The sequence below is a fragment of the Fulvivirga sedimenti genome (genome assembly GCF_020328055.1).
The window spans coordinates 582,342-601,518 of sequence record NZ_JAIXNE010000002.1 but is presented as its reverse complement, the minus strand read 5'-3'; the positions used below and the strand labels follow the sequence as shown (position 1 = coordinate 601,518).

Annotated in this window: 22 protein-coding genes; all 22 read right to left on the bottom strand. The window is 44.8% G+C overall.

What is annotated here, in order from left to right; all coding sequences use genetic code 11:
* Positions 1–232: 232 nt before the first annotated feature.
* Positions 233–1,075 (bottom strand): NmrA family NAD(P)-binding protein, encoded by an 843-nt coding sequence (locus LDX50_RS08980; RefSeq protein WP_225698105.1) that lies wholly within the window; start codon positions 1,073–1,075, stop codon positions 233–235.
* Positions 1,076–1,103: 28 nt separating this feature from the next.
* Complete coding sequence (locus tag LDX50_RS08975) at positions 1,104–1,706, bottom strand: carboxymuconolactone decarboxylase family protein (protein WP_225698104.1); 603 nt, start codon at positions 1,704–1,706, stop codon at positions 1,104–1,106.
* A gap of 12 nt (positions 1,707–1,718) precedes the next feature.
* Positions 1,719–2,228 (bottom strand): anthrone oxygenase family protein, encoded by a 510-nt coding sequence (locus LDX50_RS08970; RefSeq protein WP_225698103.1) that lies wholly within the window; start codon positions 2,226–2,228, stop codon positions 1,719–1,721.
* Between the two features lie 2 nt (positions 2,229–2,230).
* Positions 2,231–2,584: a hypothetical protein gene (locus tag LDX50_RS08965; RefSeq protein ID WP_225698102.1), complete on the bottom strand. Its 354-nt coding sequence runs from the start codon at positions 2,582–2,584 to the stop codon at positions 2,231–2,233.
* A 105-nt stretch (positions 2,585–2,689) separates the two neighbouring features.
* Positions 2,690–3,676 carry an AraC family transcriptional regulator gene (locus LDX50_RS08960; RefSeq protein ID WP_225698101.1) on the bottom strand — a complete coding sequence of 329 codons (987 nt, stop codon included), beginning with the start codon at positions 3,674–3,676 and terminating at the stop codon, positions 2,690–2,692.
* Positions 3,677–3,917: 241 nt separating this feature from the next.
* Positions 3,918–4,391, bottom strand: a complete 474-nt coding sequence (locus LDX50_RS08955; protein ID WP_225698100.1) for a hypothetical protein — start codon at positions 4,389–4,391, stop codon at positions 3,918–3,920.
* A 421-nt stretch (positions 4,392–4,812) separates the two neighbouring features.
* Positions 4,813–5,286 (bottom strand): hypothetical protein, encoded by a 474-nt coding sequence (locus tag LDX50_RS08950; protein ID WP_225698099.1) that lies wholly within the window; start codon positions 5,284–5,286, stop codon positions 4,813–4,815.
* Between the two features lie 201 nt (positions 5,287–5,487).
* A complete protein-coding gene (locus LDX50_RS08945; protein WP_225698098.1) occupies positions 5,488–6,165 on the bottom strand; it encodes a hypothetical protein in 678 nt (225 codons plus the stop codon).
* Positions 6,166–6,224: 59 nt separating this feature from the next.
* A complete protein-coding gene (locus LDX50_RS08940; RefSeq protein WP_225698752.1) occupies positions 6,225–6,584 on the bottom strand; it encodes a tyrosine-type recombinase/integrase in 360 nt (119 codons plus the stop codon).
* On the bottom strand, positions 6,581–9,295 hold the full coding sequence (locus tag LDX50_RS08935) for a phosphoenolpyruvate carboxylase (RefSeq protein WP_225698097.1): 2,715 nt from the start codon (positions 9,293–9,295) through the stop codon (positions 6,581–6,583). Before LDX50_RS08935 ends, LDX50_RS08940 begins: the two co-directional genes overlap by 4 nt.
* A gap of 144 nt (positions 9,296–9,439) precedes the next feature.
* Entirely contained in the window at positions 9,440–10,039 is a 600-nt protein-coding gene (locus LDX50_RS08930; RefSeq protein WP_225698096.1) for a GNAT family protein, read from the bottom strand.
* Positions 10,040–10,098: 59 nt separating this feature from the next.
* Positions 10,099–10,440, bottom strand: coding sequence for a hypothetical protein (locus LDX50_RS08925; protein WP_225698095.1), 342 nt, complete (start codon positions 10,438–10,440; stop codon positions 10,099–10,101).
* Between the two features lie 16 nt (positions 10,441–10,456).
* On the bottom strand, positions 10,457–11,407 hold the full coding sequence (locus tag LDX50_RS08920) for an MBL fold metallo-hydrolase (protein ID WP_225698094.1): 951 nt from the start codon (positions 11,405–11,407) through the stop codon (positions 10,457–10,459).
* Positions 11,408–11,441: 34 nt separating this feature from the next.
* A complete protein-coding gene (locus tag LDX50_RS08915) occupies positions 11,442–11,960 on the bottom strand; it encodes a RidA family protein (RefSeq protein WP_225698093.1) in 519 nt (172 codons plus the stop codon).
* A 55-nt stretch (positions 11,961–12,015) separates the two neighbouring features.
* Positions 12,016–12,753, bottom strand: coding sequence for an MBL fold metallo-hydrolase (locus LDX50_RS08910; RefSeq protein ID WP_225698092.1), 738 nt, complete (start codon positions 12,751–12,753; stop codon positions 12,016–12,018).
* Positions 12,754–12,811: 58 nt separating this feature from the next.
* The gene (locus tag LDX50_RS30930; RefSeq protein ID WP_275951757.1) at positions 12,812–15,019 is read right to left on the bottom strand and encodes a molybdopterin-containing oxidoreductase family protein; all 2,208 of its coding nucleotides are present in this window, start codon (positions 15,017–15,019) and stop codon (positions 12,812–12,814) included.
* A gap of 142 nt (positions 15,020–15,161) precedes the next feature.
* Positions 15,162–15,611, bottom strand: coding sequence for a GNAT family N-acetyltransferase (locus tag LDX50_RS08895; protein WP_225698091.1), 450 nt, complete (start codon positions 15,609–15,611; stop codon positions 15,162–15,164).
* Between the two features lie 6 nt (positions 15,612–15,617).
* On the bottom strand, positions 15,618–16,166 hold the full coding sequence (locus tag LDX50_RS08890; protein WP_225698090.1) for a pyridoxamine 5'-phosphate oxidase family protein: 549 nt from the start codon (positions 16,164–16,166) through the stop codon (positions 15,618–15,620).
* Positions 16,167–16,304: 138 nt separating this feature from the next.
* Entirely contained in the window at positions 16,305–16,487 is a 183-nt protein-coding gene (locus LDX50_RS08885; RefSeq protein ID WP_225698089.1) for a hypothetical protein, read from the bottom strand.
* 62 nt (positions 16,488–16,549) lie between these two features.
* A complete protein-coding gene (locus tag LDX50_RS08880; protein ID WP_225698088.1) occupies positions 16,550–16,882 on the bottom strand; it encodes a hypothetical protein in 333 nt (110 codons plus the stop codon).
* Positions 16,883–17,023: 141 nt separating this feature from the next.
* The gene (locus tag LDX50_RS08875) at positions 17,024–18,430 is read right to left on the bottom strand and encodes a sulfatase family protein (protein ID WP_225698087.1); all 1,407 of its coding nucleotides are present in this window, start codon (positions 18,428–18,430) and stop codon (positions 17,024–17,026) included.
* A 31-nt stretch (positions 18,431–18,461) separates the two neighbouring features.
* On the bottom strand, positions 18,462–19,043 hold the full coding sequence (locus LDX50_RS08870; protein ID WP_225698086.1) for a tetratricopeptide repeat protein: 582 nt from the start codon (positions 19,041–19,043) through the stop codon (positions 18,462–18,464).
* Positions 19,044–19,177 lie beyond the last annotated feature (134 nt).

Here is a 19,177-nt window from a genome sequence, read left to right as displayed (position 1 = left end):
AAATTGTACGTTTTAATTAATTTATAGCTATCACTCAACTCTTGATAATCGGATAATTGAGTAGTTGAAATGACTAAATACTCTACTTTTCGACCGACATTCTGGAACGCCCCAAAAAGACCAGGCCAACGATTAAGATCATTGCGTCTCTATAGAGTCGGCCTGTTTCTTTAATACATTCCATCGATTTATTACCCCAATTAGCTATGACTATGTCCGTGTGTAGTTGATGTTAGATGCTTTCTGATACGGCTTGATTCCAAACACCCGTATCTAAGGTCTTTTGCACATATTCTTCAAAAGAAGTGGCTCTGCGGCCTAGCACTCTTTTGACATCATTAGACACTGCCTGATTGTCAGGGTTTCCAAGCACCTCTTTAAATAGATAGCCAAAGAGCCATACATAAGAATCCGGAAGGCCTGCAGCTTTCATTCCTGCTTTGAACTCTTCGATAGAGATAGGGATGTATTGGATGTTTCTTCCAATGGCTTGCTCCATTATTTTTACTATCTGGCCAAAGGTTAGTTTTTTGGGGCCGGTCACGGTGATGGTTTCACCATTGTAGGAATCGTCTACCAGCACCTTCGTCACTACTTCAGCGATATCGTCTGCATCTACAAATGGAATCTCTGCCTCTGGCATAGGTAGCGCTACTTGTCCCGCCAAGACGAAATCAAGAAAAGCTCCTTCGCTAAAATTCTGGTTAAACCATGATGCCCTTACCAGAGTATAGTTAAGCCCCGAATTCGCCACGATTTCTTCACAGGCTTCTGCTACCGTTTCTCCCTTTCCAGATAGCAGCACAACTTTTTCTACACCTTCTTTCAAAGCTGCCTCGGTTAATGCTGTGATGGCTTCTTTGGCGCCCGGAACTGCCAGATCAGGATAATAAACGATGTAGGCACGATCCATTCCTTTAAGGGCAGGCGCAAAAGTGGAGTAGTCTTCCCAATCAAATGCAGGAGTGCCTTTCCTTGACCCTACGGTTACATGGTGGCCTAATTCAGAGAGGCCTTTTACTACTCGGTGACCAGTCTTACCGGTTCCTCCGATTACTAAGATATTGTCTTTCATTTTTATTATTTTGAGTTTAAATCTTTGCTCAAAGCTGCTTCTCTAATTCATGCAGCTTTTTGAGTTTGCTTTTTTTGATGGTGTTCTTAATAAGTCCTATGAACCAAGGGACACCATAGCCATTCTTTGCGAGGTGCTGCCCTCCAAATTGGTAAATTGCGTGGTTGCCTTTGATACCGTGTCCGTCTAGCAATCGGTTGTAGAAATTGAATAGACAGCCGACTAGAATGGCTTCATGCAGCGCATCTTCTGACCAGCCTGCTGCTATTACTTTTTCCACATCGGCTTTGGTGAGTTTGCTTGCGGTCAGGGTTAATTTTTTCAGGTAATGAAAGACCGGCTTTAGTGATTCGTTAATAGGTGCTGAATCGACATCTTCAATCAGCTGTTCTATTACCTGAGGACTGATACCGAATTGCTCAGCTACGGCTTTATGAGAGCCGTGGCAAAATGCACAAGCATTGAGCCCTGAAACATAAGCAGCCATTATTTCGCGCTCTGCTTCGGTAAAAGAGGATTTACCTCTCATGATTTCCTGTGACGCTTTATCCATAGGGCCGAGCCTTGGACGATCATTGAAGGTGATATCTGTTATATCGGAGTTTTCGTTGAGATAACTAAAAAAGGCCATTTGATTTGTGATTTAAGGATTATATTCTTTTACATGAACAAAGAGCGCTACTACCGACAGAAGGAATGAGACTACTGCAAATACTGTCCGAATTAGATGAAGCTTGTTCCAGTTGGTTTCGTAGAACTGTCTGAATTGTGCTATCTGTGAGGCGTTCATTTCTGCAATTTTGAGAACATCTAATTGATCATTGAGTGGTACATTGCCAAGCCCTGTCACTAGTATCGTTCCTGCCATATAGGATATAGCAGAGGAGAGCATAAGTCCGAACACGACTTTGTTAGAATGAAACTCATAAATACTGGCAATGCTTAGCAAAATCACACTGCCAAAGAATACAGTAAAGAATGCTGGGTTGAGAATTGCCCTGTTGATAGACTGCATAGTTTCTAGGTAGGGTTGATTCCCTATTAGCTTAGTTCCTGGAATTACCGAAACCGACCAGGCGAATAACAAGCCTGCTGAAAGGCCAGTCAGGATTACTGCTCCCAACAAGACCATTGCTTTTAGTGAATTTTCCATATTTATAGTATGTTTTCAGTGAACAGCCATTTTTTCAGCTTGATGAATTCTTCATTGGTCAATTGGATCTCGTTTCCTTTAGGCATTCTCCGTTCGATAAAGACCATCTGATAGATTTTTTTTGCCCTTCTGGATATGTTCTTTTCATTAAAGACCATGAAAGGGTTCTGTTTGCGATGGCAGACATTACATTTCGTATCAAGAATCTTAAATGCTTCTTTTTTTAGCTTTTCGTCCTTTAAAGGTAGCTCGCCATGATTCTTATGGATATCTGTTTGGGTATTAAAAGCGCTAATCACAATCAGCGCTGCTGTTATTACTCCTAGCCATGATGTTTTAATGAATCTTGCTTTCATTTTAATCGTAATTGATTACGAGTGTAAAATTGAAAGTAAGGGAGGGGGTATGCTTGACATTTTGAGCCAAAGCTTTGATACTTTACGCCAAAATGGAGGTGTGAATTAGTTTTTCCGAAATTCGACAGGAGAAAGGCCCTTCCATCGCTTGAATGCACGGTTAAAAGCACTTTGCTCTGAAAAACCAGTTTCGAATGCAATTTCAGCTATACTTCTCGATGATTTTTTCAGCAGATTTGTAGCAACGCTTTCCTGAATCTTTTTAATTAGATCGCGGTAAGAGACTCCAGCTTCAGTTAATCTTCGTGTCAACGTACGATTGCTCATGCCCATATGTTCGGCAATGTGATGAATGCTAGGGATGCCGCTAGGGAGTGCGTCTGTTATCAGCTTCTCTACATCAAAAACCAGTTTATTACCCGCAACCTCAAGTTTATTGGTTTCTTCTTCGACTCGCTCAACGAGAAAACGATTGATACTTGCATCTGCCTTAGCTGTACGGGTTTCCAGGTCAGAAGTCTTGTAAGTAATTGCGTAATGCTGTTGATTAAAAAGTATTGTGCATTTGAATGCTTCTTCATAAGTGCTGAGATCGCTGGGAGGGTTATGCTTAAAAGAAACCTCAATGGGCGAAATATTCGTTTCTGTCATGTCTCTTAATACAACCACAGCAGCAGAAAGGGTAGCTTCATTAGAAAGCTCTAAACCTCTTCGATGTGGCTCGCGTAGTAAGTAAATAGTTGAAATATTTGATTTTTTATCAACTTTAAAAACGTAAGTATTGGAGAGTAATTTGAAATAGCGCTCACTTCTATCGAAAATCTCACCTGCCCAGGAACAGGTCCGCCATGAGAGCCCCAGAACACCATAATCTTCAATTTTCATTTGTTGGCCTACTCTAACCGAGAAACCAGGCCCTAGCCTTTCATCGATCATCTCATGGAGTTTAAAAAACTCATCAGCTGGTACAGCTTGAATGTTGTCAATATCAGACATCGGTGTTGGAAGTTTAATGAAATCATTTCTGGTCATGCCTTCAGCGATAGCATGATTAATCACTTTACGATATAGATTGATTGAAATGTATTTCACCTTTTTAGTTACTATGCAAAATATCTAATGAAGTTGACTTTTTCATTATCGCTAACGTTTTACATATGGCTTGTGGCGCCTGCCTGCCCGCAAGGCAGGGTTTCGAAGCACTTTCCTGCCTGCCCTTCCGTAGCTCTGTGGAGGCGGGTCCACAGAATCCAAAGCTGGCTAAGAATCCAGAACCTTGCTGACAGCCGTTCTCTCGCCATAAGTTATATGCTTTGTTGGCAACTGCCTTTATTTATGTCATTAAAAATATCAGATCCGCAACCAACAAGACCTGAAGTACAAAAACTAATATGCCAATATTCTTTTTATATAGATAAGCCACTAAAATCGAAATAATTGTCAGCAATGGAAGTACAAGTCCTGATAAGATTCTTAAAGAATAAAAAGAATTGTTTTCAGATGAAAGCAATCTATACCAATTTACTTCTTTAAATATTCGAGAAACCGAGTATTCGATTTTTTCATGATCCTGAACTAATTGTGCAAAATTTTCTGCAACCGAAAATTGATGCTCACTCGTGATTACTTTATATGAATAGTGATAGTTTCTGGCCGCATTGAAATATTGCTGTCGTTCTCTTTTAACATCTATGATTTCATCGTTTACCACTCTTCCCGGTAAAATAAAATCAAATAAGATTACCAAAGCAGCCAAAACGAATGTTGTATATAAAGATAAACGCAATTTATGTTGATGGTCATTCATTTTTTAACTTGGATAAGAAATGAAAAACTCGCTTTGACGCATTCTTCTGTGTTGCCATATCTCCATCTTCTGTGCCACCAAAACCAAAATCATAACTTTTTCCATCAATCATCATTTTCCGTGTCTAATTGATGAAGGATTGCTGGAGTTACCTGAAATTAAATGACCAGCATCGTACTTGGCTATGATTAGGCGCTCTTCATTCTATGCCTGGCTTACGCCGCGATTCAGAAATGCGTTTGCATTTTAGCGGTGGAAACATCGCTGATCATAGCAGATTACAGATATTAATGTCGTGATAAAATCCTTTGCAGTCAAGGCGCTGAATTATAGCTGTTGTTGTAGGTCGTTCACTTCAACTGTACTGCTATGTTCGCCGAGTCGTATCTGTTAATCAGTCAATTAATAAAAAGTCCGACTTCTATTTATTTCCAATCAACTGCGTGATTCTATAGCCTTTGCCATTTTTTTGAATGATATAAGTTGCTCTTCGTTCTTTAATTCCCATGATTTCACCTGTTGTCAGGTACCTGGTGTAGTTTAGGGTAATAGTAATTTTACTATCTGAATGGTCCTCAAATCTCTCCCATTTATTTCTTTTTGAATAACCATAACCTTGGTTTCTCAATGATTTAAATGTTTCGACTAAAAAGTTTTCAAGATTTGCGGAAGCATTGAATACTGTCGTAGAATCCCCATCTATAATAGAAAAAGGAACATCATAAACATTGTCCATAATATATTTCACATCACCTCTCGACCATGCCTGGACATAACCATCAATAAATCTTTCAATCTTTTTAGGAACAACTATTTCTACAGATTCACTTGCTTGAGCAAATAAAGAATGGGATAACATTGAGATCAAGAGTGATAATAAATGTATTTTTTTCATAAGACAAATTTCAACGGTCAATCTTAAATTGTCATAACGTTATTTTCCATACAGGATAAATTTGGCGAATGGCCTACGGATTGGGCTATGCCCAGGGACCGTTTTTAGGGTTGAATACTGTTAATAAACGAAAAAGTAAACAAGGAGAAAAATGGCGAACCGGGGCAGGAGTGTGGGACTTGGGTATAGCCATTGTTGGCATTAGTTTTTAATATTTCGGTCATAGAAGCTTGTGAACTTTTCAATCAAACCATCCAGGTTTTCTCTATCAAATTCTCCAAATCCTAAAGTCATGATATGTCCACTAACATATTTAGAAAATATTGAATTGAAGTATTCTATGTATGTGTGTGCATGTCCGTAATCTTTTAATTCACTATTAATCATTCTCGACCAATGAGGTTCATCTTTACTTTGATATGTTAAGTATGGAAATACAAACGGGACGTATTTCGCGTAGTGTGGATTTCTTTCAGGGTCGAGATCATTATTTGGCCATACCCTATAATTATCCTTTAAGTTTAATTCTTCGGATTTAATCACAGTTGCCGATTTATCGCGAGCAATTTCTCCTATGAATTTTCCATTGTCATGAAAGGCTACTTTAAACCAAGCTAAATCCCAAGCAGTTGCTCCTTTATGGTTTACTAAATTGTAAGGATGAAATATAGAGTCTATGGCTACAAACCCTTTATTTCCAGCTGTATTTTGAACAATTTCTTTGACCGCATTTGTGTCAGAAATAGTTTGTTGTGGATTTCCATTTATAAATCCATAGATATAATTATGGTCCCAATTTGAAGGAGTTTCAAAAGCCTTTTTATGTTTATTCTCCTCTATTGTTGGTTCTGACTTTTTCTTTTTAAATATATTAAACATTCCTCAACGTTCTGCTTTTCGTAATTAATGCCAACTAGTTATATGCGTACCTGAATATATCAATAACCCCATAATTTTCCCGGGATAAGAGGAAAATTTGATGGATTTGAGTGTTCTTTATTCGGGAGGGATTCGAGCTGCTCACGGACCAGTTCGTCCAGAGGGTTGGGCAGGTTTTGGATCTTGTGCGTACTGATGTGTGTATAGATCATCGTCGTTTCCGGCCGCCGGTGGCCCAGCATCGCCTGAATATAACGGATATCCACCCCCAGCTCGAGCATATGCGTCGCATACGAGTTCCGAAGCGTATGCGGCGTGACCCGCTTAGAGATGCCGGCCGTTGTGCAGGACCTTTTCAATATCTTCCGGATACTCGATGCACTGTGTCTTTGGCTGCACGGACCTTCACAAAATTCTATCCCGTACTCTTAAGTCCGCCCGACAACGCATTTACCAGCAGTAATAAGTGAATCAGGTATTTTTCGCCCTCTTCCTTGTTTGTATCACGGATGCTTCGCCATTTCGTTAGATAATCGATCTGTATGCCATGAAGCACCTTCAGGGCCTCGCTTCTCAGGCGGACGTTCTCCAGCTTTGAAACACGTCGTTCTTCGACCGGCTTCTGCATAATTCCTTCAATAATGTTATGACATATTTCAAAGTCAGTCACGATTAAATTCATTAGTTCCTGCCGAGCCTGTGGATCCGGGTATAATTCGGCAAACCGCTCCATGATTTCCCTGTCGGCATCCAGCAGGTTCGATTCCACCTGAATGAGAAAATATTTCAGGAAGGGCCACTCTGCAGCCAAATTCTTCAAAAGTTCAAACTCGTCAGGATATTCCTTCATGAATTCCTCCAGCGCCCTGCCCATACCGAACCAACCGGTAAGATTGAACCGGGCCTGACTCCAGCTGAATACCCATGGAATCGATCGCAGATCTTCCAGGGAGCGCTTTCCGGTACGCCTTGCCGGCCGGGAGCCGATCTTGCTTTGCTCCAAAACATCAATGGGAGTGGCAGCAGCGTAGAATTCAATGAATTTCGGATGATCCAGCAATTTTCGATAAGCCTTTCTGGAAAGAGCAACCAAATGATCCATCGCCTCATACCGTTTGTCATTCCTTGTATTCGTTCCCTGTACCATGGCTTGCCGGGCAGTCCCGGCTACAAACATCTCCAGGTTATAGGTGGCGGTCAGGCGGTTAGCAAACTGGTTGGCAATGGTTTCTCCCTGAACGGTTATTTTTATATCCCCGCTCACTGAACCGGGAGGCATGCTGTCCAGGAACCGGTGAATTTTTCCGCCGCCCCGACTGATCGTTCCGCCACGACCATGAAAAAAGCATAACTTAACTCCCAGTTTTCCCGCAGCTTTTGTCAGGTTCTCCTCCGCCTTGTAAATATTCCACCGACTGGCTAAAATTCCTCCGTCCTTATTGCTATCGCTGTAACCCAGCATAACCTCCTGGGTGAAGTTTTCATCAGACTGTCGCCTGCTTTCGACAACGGGATGACTTAAATAAGCGGTTAAAATATCCGGACCGGCCACCAGGTCGTCGATGGTTTCCAGCAGCGGAACCACGGGTAATTTTGTATCTCCCAGTCCGACCTCGCGCAATAGCAGGTGGACCAACAAAAGGTCACTCACACTGCGTGTCATGCTCACAATAACCGACCCGATTCCCGCTGTTCCAAATTGATCGATATATGCCTTCACCTCACGCAGATAGCCAAGTACGTTGTCAGCCTCCAGTCCGCATGACGTTCCCGTCACGAGGAATGGACGGTTGCTTTTTAGCTCCTGGTTCAGAAATGCCAGCCTTTCTTCTTCGTTCCAGTTGCCATAATCAGATTTTTCAAATCCGGAAGCAGCCAGGATCTGACTGATCGCTTTCTCGTGGTATGCGCTGTTCTGCCGGATATCCAGTTTCGCCAGATGAAATCCAAAGCATTGCAACGTCCGCTCGACCGGGAAGAGGTACTCTCTTGCGACCCGTTCCGAATTCAGTGTAATTAGCAGCTCACGTAATTTTCTCAATTCAGATCCGAGATCATTGGCTGTTGGGAAATATCCCTTCTCACCAAGAGAAAGATCACCGGCAATTGTTCTGTCAAGCCGGAGCAGAAGTAAATTTAAAAACTGGCGCAGAGGTTCAAATACATTGCGATCCTTTGCCTGCTGTCCCGCTTCGCCAAATAATTGCGCTACTTCATCAATCTCATCGAGAAACTCCCTGGGAACATCAATGCGATAGCTAGAGAAACTGAGCTTGCCCGCAAGATCAAACAGTTGCGCGCGAATCATCTTCAATGCGGCCTCGCGATGTAAACGTAGCGTGCCTGCCGTGAATTCCGCAGTTACAAATGGATGTCCGTCGCGGTCTCCGCCAACCCAGCTGCCAAACTGCACCAGCGGATAGTCTTCGGGCCATCGCAATAGTTCAGGGGAAAACCCCATGGTTTTCCATGCATCCTGCAAGCGCAGGTCTGTCAGCCGAACCGCTTCCGGGAACACATTTTTGAAATAGTGCATCAGGTTATTCCGTTCGTCTTCCAACCGGGGTTTTTCAAGATAGATCTCACCTGTCAGCCACCATCGTTCCAGCAGTGTCATGATTTCCTGCTTGAGTCCGGATCGTTCAGAGTCGGACCAGTTGGGATTTTCCTTTTTTACAAGCAACAGGTATAGTTCACGGTGGATATCAATGACGGTCAGACGCTTGGCTTCGGTAGGGTGGGCAGTAAGTACAGGTACCGCCCTTATCGTCCGGAGTTTTTGCGCCATGTCTTCTTCATTCAATCCGGCAGTTTTCCATTGATGCAGGGTTTCACCCCAGGACCCCCGTGTCGAGGCAATCCCGAATTGCGTTTCGGTTTTTCTTCGGTACTGTGTTGCCGCATTTTCTTCAACAAGATTCAGAAGCTCAAAACAGATTCCAATGGCCTGCTTTAGCTTTTCATCAGATGGTCCGTTAATATGCGACCCCCGTTGATCTCCAAATGGCAGCGCTTCTGCCAGTCCCGGTTCTCCGATAGACGTAAGCATTTCCCTGAACAGGGATACCAGGTACTGGAAGTCAGTATTTATTTTTTCAAGTCCTTTCTTTTGAAGTAGTTCCTGGGTCATCTGGTACGGGGTTTCTGCGGTCGTTGGATTTACAACAAATAAACATAATAAAATAGAAATCGATTTGCGACAATACTGCTTTCATCAAGTGAATGAAAAGTGATGAATGCTGTATTAGGGAATTAAACTGGAATGTAGTTCCGCTCAGCCCTGGTTCACTGACGCTCCGGGTTCCCATTTCATAAACCAAAATTTGATGTTTTCCGCTGTATTCTCCCAGTAATGGTATGTCTTAAAACCAAGTCGTTCATATACCTGCTGATTTCTGGCAACAGCAGTTTCCAAATAAATGGGGAGATTTTTCCTTCTGGCTTCATTGAAAATGGCATTTTTTAGTTCAAATCCTGCATTTTTTCCGCCCGGTAAAACCCCAAGAAACCAGAAATACAGATACTCTCCCGATGCTGGCCGAATCTTTTTTCGGTATGATTCACGCTTCAGGATTTTAGGTATCGATCTGAAATCAAAGGAATGGAAAACAAATATTAGTTGGTGGAGGATTTCCGTCAGTGAGAATTTCGTTTCATTAAATTGATAGCAAACTGCCACCCCCTTTTCATTGGAGGAGATATATACACCATTTCTCACCAATCCTTTCATAAAAACATAACTGGCAAGGCTTTTCATCATCCTCGCATGGTTGCCGCCCTTCTTAAACATCCAGTTTACACCAGGATTTTCAGCGAAGGATTTGGAGATGATATCTACTACTTTCGCCTGATCAGATTTAGTTGCCTTTCTCATTTATCCCGTTGGCTTGCCTTCAGTAATATGGGATCTTTTGCAAATCCACCCCATTGCTTTTATGATTCAAATGTCCGCCATAGTACCAAAATAAGTCCGACAATAAAAATTGTTGTGAAGATGACCTTGTTGTGCTTTGCCAGCCAGTTGGGGAGGAATATATCGAAATTGTCCTTGTCTGAATCGGAATACTTCCGCGCGATGAGGGTGAGCGGACAAAACATCCGAAAAACCAATAATGTAAGACCTTCACCAACGATCAGCCCAATTGCTATCCAGGTGTACACTGATACCTGATCAGTAGCCCCGCTGTAAACGATATAGAAGATTACACTTACAAAGAACACCCAAATCAGGGTATGAATCACTTTGATGAAAAGGAGCTTGTCGGACGGTTTCATAACATCACAAACTATCTTACAATTCAAATCCGGTCCCCAACTCTGCAACCCTGAATCCAGCCTCAAGCACTGCTTTGCGGGCATCGCTTTCTGCATCGATGACAGGGTTGGTGTGATTGAAATGGATGAAATAAACCTTGGCCTTGTCGGAAGCCGACAGGTTCTTCAATGTCTCCATACTTTCAAAAATAAAAGGGTGGGGGATTTCAGATACATCCCTGTAACTGATTTCCTCTGCGTCATAAAATGATCCGTCTATAAAGGCGTAATCAACTTCTTTGATCACTTCCGAAATATCCTTTTCCCACTTATGCCATTTGTCAATATCAGGAATAAAAAGCGCGCTCTTATTCGGACCGGTTATCCTGAACCCCACGGTTTCTGAATATTCATCCCGGTGAGGGACGAGGAACGGTGTTACCGACAGTCCCTCTCCAAGTTCAACCGGTACATCGTGATTTATCGGAATGAGTTTGATATTGTTCAGGGAGACAAGCTGACCCCAGGGTCCGTTTGACTCGAGGAATTCCTTCATTGAAGGCATTGTGTAGACGGGAACATTGTTGCTGTTCAGTGCCTCTCTGCCCAGGTACATCAGTCCTGTGTAATGCCCTATGTGCGCATGGGTGAGAAATATTCCATCTGCCGTTTTCCCATCGCCATAGGGTGCTTCCTCGTTAAGCCTGTGCAATTGCCGGGTCATATCCGGCGTTGCCTCAAACAGATATCGTTTTTCTGCTACCGGATCTATGAGCCCGAGTGAAACAACCATCCTGTCCGGATCTGGTTCGGTAAATAATCCGGAACAGCATTCCCGGTCGCAGCCGATATGGGGCGATCCGCCGTCCTGAATGGTGCCCAGGATGATCAGGTAGGGGACAGGCGGCTTTTGTGCCACCTGTCCGCATGCTGATTGCACAAACCCTGCAAGCAAACAAGCCAGCAGGATACATGCGGATGTATTCAATTTTTTGATATTTACTGACGGTCGCATCAGGAGTTTACTTCTCCGGGATCAGGACTTCAAGCTCAATTTCGATCATAAATTCCGGCAGCGCCAGTTCTCGTACGCCGAGCCATGATCCGGTAGGAAAATGATTTTTATAGATCTCATTTCGATATGCCGAAAATTCAAGGAATTGCGGCATGTTCGTTGTGAAAACATTTTCCACGACTACATCATCGAAGGTGCATCCAAAATGAGCAAGCACTTTTTCAAGGTCGCTGTAGCAGTTCTTCATCTGCTGCTCCAGGTCACCCACTGCTGTTGGATTTCCCTGGTCATCCATGCTCACCGCACCAGAAACCTTTACTTCCCGACCGATTTTTACAGCATGGGAATATCCATAGGCTTTTTCGACATCCGGGCGAAGCAGAAAGTACTCGGCTGTTTCGGCGGGCACTTCAATTTTTTCCTCAACTACTTCCTTTACCTGTTCCGATTGCTGGCAACCTGCCAGTGTGCTCATTGAAAATAATACTGCAAGCATCAGGCGTGCGTGTGAAGATTTAATATTCATAGTTCATTGATTGTTTAATTGCCTACTCTGATCGGTTTTCGGCTTTCCCGTCCTTTTATAATTCGAGCGTTTCGTACTGAAGGTATTCGAATCGTTCTTTTAGTATTGATCTGAGATCTTCCGGATCAGGATAAACCACCCTGGCAATCTTTTTCACCAGTCCGCGTGCATGCTTATTTTCATCATGGGTATGGACGACTTTCCTGGCCCCCAGTTCATTGACCAACCGGATGGCATTTTCCTTTCCGGGGTTGACGGCTCCACCGAGGAATGCCGGAAGCTTGAAGAGGGAGAAGCTTGTAATAAGCAGTTCAACTTCATAATCACGTAGCTGGCGCAGCTGCTTTGGGTTAAGGGTAAAACCATGTGGAAAATAAACCACTACTTTTTTCCCCTTCCGAATAACAATGCCGTTATAGATCGGATCAAGTTTTCTGCCGGGATCAAGATAGGCCAGTTCCACATCGCCAATTTCAAGCCATTCATCCGTGCCCAATTCCTGCAGGACCTCGATACGATTTCCGGCGGTTTCTTTTTCAACACGCTTGCGGGCCGACGGGGTTGTACAGACAGGCACCTTTTCCATGGCTTTCAGTGTATTTCCATGACAATGATCCGAATAGGACTGGGAAACGATAATGGCATCGTAATTTCCGATCTCCCCGATGGGTACCGGAGGAGTGGCATGCCATTGTTCATTGAACCAGCTGAAGCCATCCACTTCAGAGCCAATCAGCCATGGGTCAAGAATGAGCACGGTGTCATCCCATTTTATCCACCAGCTGGTATCCATATTTAATCGTTTAACCTGTAGCAAAGATCCGTATTCTTTAAAGTATATTTTAGATATGTCAGGTACGCAAACGTACCTCAGCAATGGTTTCCTGTAAAGCTGCTCCACCTCCCATGTCGGTCAGGCGATCAGAAGTAAGCGCATTGGCACTTCTGCCGCCATCCATCAGTGAAGGCCAGAACCCCTGAGGCAGGCAAGCCACACCCCTGGCCACCCGGTCTGAAATCTTTGCCGTAAGCAGCACCCGCCCCTGATCATTAAAGACCTCAACAGCACTTCCATCAGAAATGCCCCGTGCTTCGGCATCATCGGGATGAAGGTCGAGCTGTGCACCTCCTTCCTTTTTTCTCAGGTGGTCAACATTCGCATGGCTTGTATTCAGGAAATTTTTGGTTGACTTGATGGTAAGAATTTTCAGGGGGTACTTTTGAAGCTGTTCCGGAGTATGGATCACAGGAGTATAAACCGGAAGCGTGGCCATGCCCAAATCCTCGAGGGATTTACTGTAAAATTCGATCTTCCCGGACGGTGTGTTGAAATTGCCATTTTCAAACGGCATCCAGCCCTCCGGGATATTAAGCCGGGCCCAGCCCGTTTTTCGAAGGGAATCGAAGGTGATCCCTTCCATGTACGGATGATCACTGCGAACTGTAGCTTTCAGGATGTCCAGGTCTGATTCAAAAAGGTAATCTTCTGAAAAACCCATTTCATTGGCCAGCAGCCTGAAAAACTCCGTATTCGGTTTGCTCTCACCCAGCGGCGGTATCACAGGTTCGTTGATGTTGAGATACGTTTGACCCCAGGAACTCAGCAAATCCCAGTGTTCCAGCTGGGTTGTGGCAGGAAAAATATAATCTGCAAACCGGGCCGTATCGGTGACGAAATGTTCAAGGACAACCGTGAAAAGATCCTCGCGCTGCAAACCCGTCATTATACTGTTTTGATCGGGAGCGATCACCGCCGGGTTTGAATTGTATACAAACAGGACCCGTATTGGATTTTCCGTATCATTTAATGCACGGCCGATCTGTACCATATTAATGACCCGGGTATCAGGATTTGAAAGTTGTTCAGCGACCGAAAGCTTTTCCCAATTGAGGGCCTGACCGAAAAATTCATACGTCATATGCATGAATCCACCACCCCGGTTTTTCCAGGCGCCGGTAAGGGCCGGCAGCATGGAAACGGCCCTGAAGGCATTTGCTCCGTTTGCCTGATGTTCCATACCAATCAGCATTCGAATCAGTGATGGTTGGGCATTAGCATATTCGCGCGCAAATTCCCGGATCAGTTCAGGTTCGAGCCCGGTAATCCCGGAGGCTTTTTCAGGCGAATACTGCTGGATATAGTCTTTTAATTCATTGAATCCGATAGTATGTGTGTCGATATAGCCCTGATCTGCCAGTCCCTCCTCAATGATTACCTGCATCATACTGAGGGCGAGTACCACATCGGTTCCCGGCAGCGGTTGAATGTGCTGGTCTGCAACGGCTGCGGTGGCCGATTTAAACGGGTCGACTACAATGATCTTTGCGCCCTCTGCGCGTGCCTTTTCAGCCAGCGGCCAGACATGCTGATTTGATAATACCGGATTTGTTCCCCAGAAAATGATGAACCGGCTGTAAATGATATCCTCCGGAAGCACCCCGGATGTTTGTCCGTACACAGATGTAACGCCCGCTACTGCCGCATCTCCGCAAATCGTCCCATCCAGTTTACTGGCTCCCAACGTGGCGAAAAACCTTCCGCCAATGGAATTCCGTTGAATGAGACCTTCCGTGCCTGCGTAGCAATAGGGGAGAACGGATTCTCCTCCGTGCTCACCGATAGTCTGTTTCAGCCTGTTCGCAACATCGGCAATGGCGGTTTCCCAGCTGACCGGCTCAAACTTGCCTTCACCCTTGGCCCCAACCCTTTTCAGAGGAGTGAGAATCCGATCCGGGTGAAAAGTGACATCCATGGGAAACTTGTCCATCTTTGAACAAAGTTTTCCAGCAGTGAATGGGTTGGTTTTACTCGGACCGAATTCGGTGATTTTACCCTGATCCGCAGTCACTGTCCAGCTGCAGGTATCCGGACAGTCATGGTAACAGGCTCCATGTGCTGTTTTTGCTCCTGCCTCCGTTACCGTACAGGAAAGGGTACTGATGAGCGAGGCGCTCAGGCCCTGCGAAAGCGTAAGTCCCGTATAGCCCTGGATGCCTTTATTCAGGAATTTTCTTCGCGTTAAGCCTTTAAATTCTGGTTTTTTGTCGGGGTCGGTCATGCGGTTGGTTGATTGCTAATCAATATATGGCAAGAAATTGCGATTCGCAAGCACGAAGACCGACTCTTAATTCGCATTAATAATATCAAAGCGCGTTTTAAGCAAAAAGCAAATTGAACTGGTCAATAACTATTAAATCCAGTTAGAGGGTATAATAGAAATGGCGGACGCGCTCTTCAGCTGTAGGGCCAGTGAGACGGTAGAAATCGAGAGCATAGTCATCGGGTTCATCCGCCTGTACAAAAACTTCCTCATATCCCAGTTCCCTGCAAGTTGAGCGAACCGCATCAACGAGTTTCCGTCCAATGCCCATGCGCTGAAAATCGACCTTCACAGCCAGATCGTAAATATAGGCCAGGGGCTTTTCTGAATAATACTGATCGAGTGTGTAAACGGTCAGCCCCCCTAAGACTGCATTTGACTTTATGGCTACAAATGCCATGAAACCCTCTTTCTTCAACAAGGATTCCAGGTAATCTGAGGGAGGACGCACAAAACTTTTCATTTCAAACACCTCTGCGAATGTGTCGATGAGCTGAATAAATAAATTCAGGTCATCCGGCTGAAGCTTCCTGATCTCAGTTCCTTCCATGATCGGCTAGTGGTCTTTCGGGATACCGGTTTGATGCCCGTCCAGGCTAACGGTATTTTTTTCCTGCCAGTAATCCCGGATTCCTTCTTCTCCTTTTTGTTCCGCCCAGTCCCTCAGGATCGTACGGTCCGCCTGAAAATCCATTAACGGTACTGCAAAACCACAGGACGACTGCACCAGGTCAACCTCCATTTCAAAGACCTGCCGTTTGCCAGGAATATCCGGAAAATGCTTCATCAGTTTTTGAAACCTGCTATCTCCGCTATGAAGGGTTATGGCATTGCCATAAAGCCGTAGTATCTGCGGTTTGCCTTCAAATGCACAGAACATAAGGGTCATGCGCGAACTTTCCTGCAGGTGGGTGGCAGTTTCGTTCCCGCTGCCGGTAAGGTTGAGCCAGATCACCTTATTCGGTCCCAATACTCGAAGTGAATCCATTCCCTTGGGAGAAATATTCACACGCCCTTCTGTCATCGCGGTACCCACGAAGAAAATATGTTGTTTTTCAATGAAGTCCTGCAACTCTGGTGTAATGGATTCAGATCGTTTTCCCATGGAAATGTTGTTTCTTTTTGTAAACGATTATGAAGGGGATTTGGTTGATGCAAAATCCTGACCATGACACCCCAAACCCCCTGACTAAGGGGAAAATACATACCTCTGCGGACATCTGAAACCAATTTGGAATTGAATTTAAAATGGGTTTAGATCGTCCTCTTCTTTTTCGTCTACCATTTCTATTTTGGCCGGTTCTTCGTCATCCTTTTTTTTGATCGGCAGGAGGGGGACCGGGCCGACGATCCCAATACCAAAGCATCCCAGTATGATCAACAGGATGAGCGCGATCCGTCTGAGGATCACTTTAATTTTTTTCATACGTATGGTTGTAAAAGGCTGATTGCCTTGTGATGAAATTCCTGATTATACCTGGTTATGGATTAGCCCAGGGGAACCTCATCATTGGATGGGATGATGAAAAAATGGCTGTGAAGAAGGGCAAATAAAGGGGGATCGAAGGCCCTCAGCAATTTCAACCGTACCAGTACGGAATGGGTCTCAATGTCAGACAGACCGCAAATAACATCATTTCCGCCAGATGGAATTGATGTCGCAGGGTTTAGAAAATGAAAAGTACGTTTTAATTGCTGCTGAGGTGTTCTTTCAACCACCTCTGTCCTGAACTTATTAAAATCAGTCCGTGCGTTCACCGGTGCCATGGTGATGGTCGCCAGCAATGAAAAGATCAGCAGAAATAAGAAACGCTTTTTCATTATACTAAATGTACAAAATCCTGATGAAATTACTGTCTACCTGCCTGCCGGTTTACCTGCCGGAGCCAATGCGGAGGTAGGCAGCAGGCTGACTACTGACTACTGACTACTGACTACTGACTACTGACTACTGACTACTGACTACTGACTACTAAAGTCTCTGCTTCCCACACCTTTTTCTCCGGTAAGTGCATCTCCCAGTTCATGACGAATTGAATCGGCCAGGTGATTAATCTTTTGAACGATATCGGGATAGTCATTGGCCACATTCATGGTTTCTGAAGGATCGTTCTCCAGGTCATAAAGGGACACCTCTTCCAACTTGATGTAGTCGTAGGGTGCTGGTAATCCGCCCGATCCACCTGGTCTTCCGCCTAGCGTTCTGTAAATATGCGGGAAGTACATTTTCCAATTGCCGTACCGAACTCCATGGAGCTGATTCACATGGTAGTAAAAGAAGTACGCCGGTTGTGGACTTACATCGGTTTCGCCGGTAAGCACCGGCCAGACATTTTTCCCGTCGATCGGTAATTCCGGCAATGAAGCGCCTGTAAGTTCTGCTACCGTAGGCATGATATCAATGGCCATCACAGGAGTTGAAATTATTTTTCCTGGCGGAAGTTTGCCGGGGAACCGGGCGATAAACGGTTCCCGGTGACCACCCTCGAAAGCAGTTCCCTTACCTTCCCTGAACGGACCGGCCGAGCCCGCATGGTCGCCGTAGGAAAGCCACGGACCGTTATCGGAAGTAAAGATCACCAGCGTATTGTTGGCCAGGCCATTTCGTTCCAGCGCGTCCAGGATCTCACCCACCGACCAGTCGATCTCCATGATCACATCACCATACAGGCCGCGATCTGATTTTCCCTTGAATTTATCTGATACGAACAGGGGGACATGGGGCTGTGGATGCGCCACGTACAGGAAGAAAGGCTGGTCTTTATTTTTGTCTATAAATTCGACGCTTCTTTCTGTGATCGCGGTGGTAAGAAACGACTGGTCCTCCAGTGTGTCGATAATCTGATTGTCCTCATATAGGGGAAGCGGACTGAAGTTAAATGATTCCTGCTGTGGATGATACGGCCACATGTCATTGGAGTATGGGATGCCAAAAAAATCATCAAACCCCTCGGATAGTGGCAAATTTTCCGGAGCGTCACCCAGGTGCCACTTGCCATAGACCGCTGTTGCATACCCTTGTCTTTCAAGCATTTCAGCCATGGTTGTTTCTTCCTCACGAAGACCCTTCTTTGCCTGGGGCATAAACGCCTGGTGGATTCCCACCCTGTTTGGATAGCAGCCGGTAAGCAGGGCCGCGCGCGAGGCAGAACAAACCGCCTGTGCTGCGTAAAAGGATGTCAGCCGAACTCCTTCGGTTGCCATTCTGTCAAGATTCGGTGTTTCTATTTGTTTGCTGCCAAATACGCCAACGTCCTCGTACCCCTGATCATCGGTAAAAATGATTACAATGTTCGGGGGAGGGCCTTCTTCCGGATTGGAGCAGGAAAATGAGATTAGAATAACGAGTAAAATCAGCGCGCGTATCACATTGGCAAAATACGGTCTGGGTTCTTACCGATCAATTATTCCGAAGATTTTCAAGCATCTGACGGTACTCACTATTGTCGGGGTACCGGGCAATGAGCTGGTTTACGTATTTTTCTGCCTTGTCAATCTTGTTCTTTCGCTGCGCTTTAAGTGCCCTGTCGATCAGCTTTCCGTCGTCAAGCGCCTGGTTTCCTGAATCCATGGCATTTATCACAGCCAGGGCGTCCTTTGCCACAGGGCCAACGCCGTTGATGGTGAATGAAAGCTTGATCCGAATACGTTCCGAATTGCTCGTGGAACAGGCATACCAGCTGCCTTGCGTCGACATGATAGCATTGATAATGGCATCCTCGATGTTGTCGCCCATCTTTGTTTCGAACTCAAAATCAAAGGGCATTTCAGTATCACAGTTGATGCCAAATGTGAAAATGGATGTTCCGATGGTTCCATTAATCCGTGCATCCCTCGGGTAGTAGAGCTTGTTGGTTACAAAAAGCCTGAACGCGTCAACGCCCCCCTTGAAGGAATTATTCAGGGCAGATCTCCCGGCTTGTCCGAATACCAGCGAGGGAGTTATTAAAATCAGAATGACCGCGAATTTTAGGGTTTTCATATTGAAGTATTGTCTCAAAAATTATTCCATTTTTCGGGAAATACAAATGTTGCCGAACGAAGATGTGCCCCCGTTTTTGTTTGTCATCTTAATGTTTATCCCTGATAGATTCATTGCCATGGACTTATGGGATG

Bases quoted from the DNA above. Each gene is read 5' to 3' on its own strand.
- LDX50_RS08980 (WP_225698105.1), bottom strand. From the start codon at position 1,075: ATGAAAGACAATATCTTAGTAATCGGAGGAACCGGTAAGACTGGTCAC.
- LDX50_RS08975 (WP_225698104.1), bottom strand. From the start codon at position 1,706: ATGGCCTTTTTTAGTTATCTCAACGAAAACTCCGATATAACAGATATC.
- LDX50_RS08970 (WP_225698103.1), bottom strand. From the start codon at position 2,228: ATGGAAAATTCACTAAAAGCAATGGTCTTGTTGGGAGCAGTAATCCTG.
- LDX50_RS08965 (WP_225698102.1), bottom strand. From the start codon at position 2,584: ATGAAAGCAAGATTCATTAAAACATCATGGCTAGGAGTAATAACAGCA.
- LDX50_RS08955 (WP_225698100.1), bottom strand. From the start codon at position 4,391: ATGAATGACCATCAACATAAATTGCGTTTATCTTTATATACAACATTC.
- LDX50_RS08950 (WP_225698099.1), bottom strand. From the start codon at position 5,286: ATGAAAAAAATACATTTATTATCACTCTTGATCTCAATGTTATCCCAT.
- LDX50_RS08945 (WP_225698098.1), bottom strand. From the start codon at position 6,165: ATGTTTAATATATTTAAAAAGAAAAAGTCAGAACCAACAATAGAGGAG.
- LDX50_RS08935 (WP_225698097.1), bottom strand. From the start codon at position 9,295: ATGACCCAGGAACTACTTCAAAAGAAAGGACTTGAAAAAATAAATACT.
- LDX50_RS08930 (WP_225698096.1), bottom strand. From the start codon at position 10,039: ATGAGAAAGGCAACTAAATCTGATCAGGCGAAAGTAGTAGATATCATC.
- LDX50_RS08925 (WP_225698095.1), bottom strand. From the start codon at position 10,440: ATGAAACCGTCCGACAAGCTCCTTTTCATCAAAGTGATTCATACCCTG.
- LDX50_RS08915 (WP_225698093.1), bottom strand. From the start codon at position 11,960: ATGAATATTAAATCTTCACACGCACGCCTGATGCTTGCAGTATTATTT.
- LDX50_RS08910 (WP_225698092.1), bottom strand. From the start codon at position 12,753: ATGGATACCAGCTGGTGGATAAAATGGGATGACACCGTGCTCATTCTT.
- LDX50_RS30930 (WP_275951757.1), bottom strand. From the start codon at position 15,019: ATGACCGACCCCGACAAAAAACCAGAATTTAAAGGCTTAACGCGAAGA.
- LDX50_RS08895 (WP_225698091.1), bottom strand. From the start codon at position 15,611: ATGGAAGGAACTGAGATCAGGAAGCTTCAGCCGGATGACCTGAATTTA.
- LDX50_RS08890 (WP_225698090.1), bottom strand. From the start codon at position 16,166: ATGGGAAAACGATCTGAATCCATTACACCAGAGTTGCAGGACTTCATT.
- LDX50_RS08885 (WP_225698089.1), bottom strand. From the start codon at position 16,487: ATGAAAAAAATTAAAGTGATCCTCAGACGGATCGCGCTCATCCTGTTG.
- LDX50_RS08880 (WP_225698088.1), bottom strand. From the start codon at position 16,882: ATGAAAAAGCGTTTCTTATTTCTGCTGATCTTTTCATTGCTGGCGACC.
- LDX50_RS08870 (WP_225698086.1), bottom strand. From the start codon at position 19,043: ATGAAAACCCTAAAATTCGCGGTCATTCTGATTTTAATAACTCCCTCG.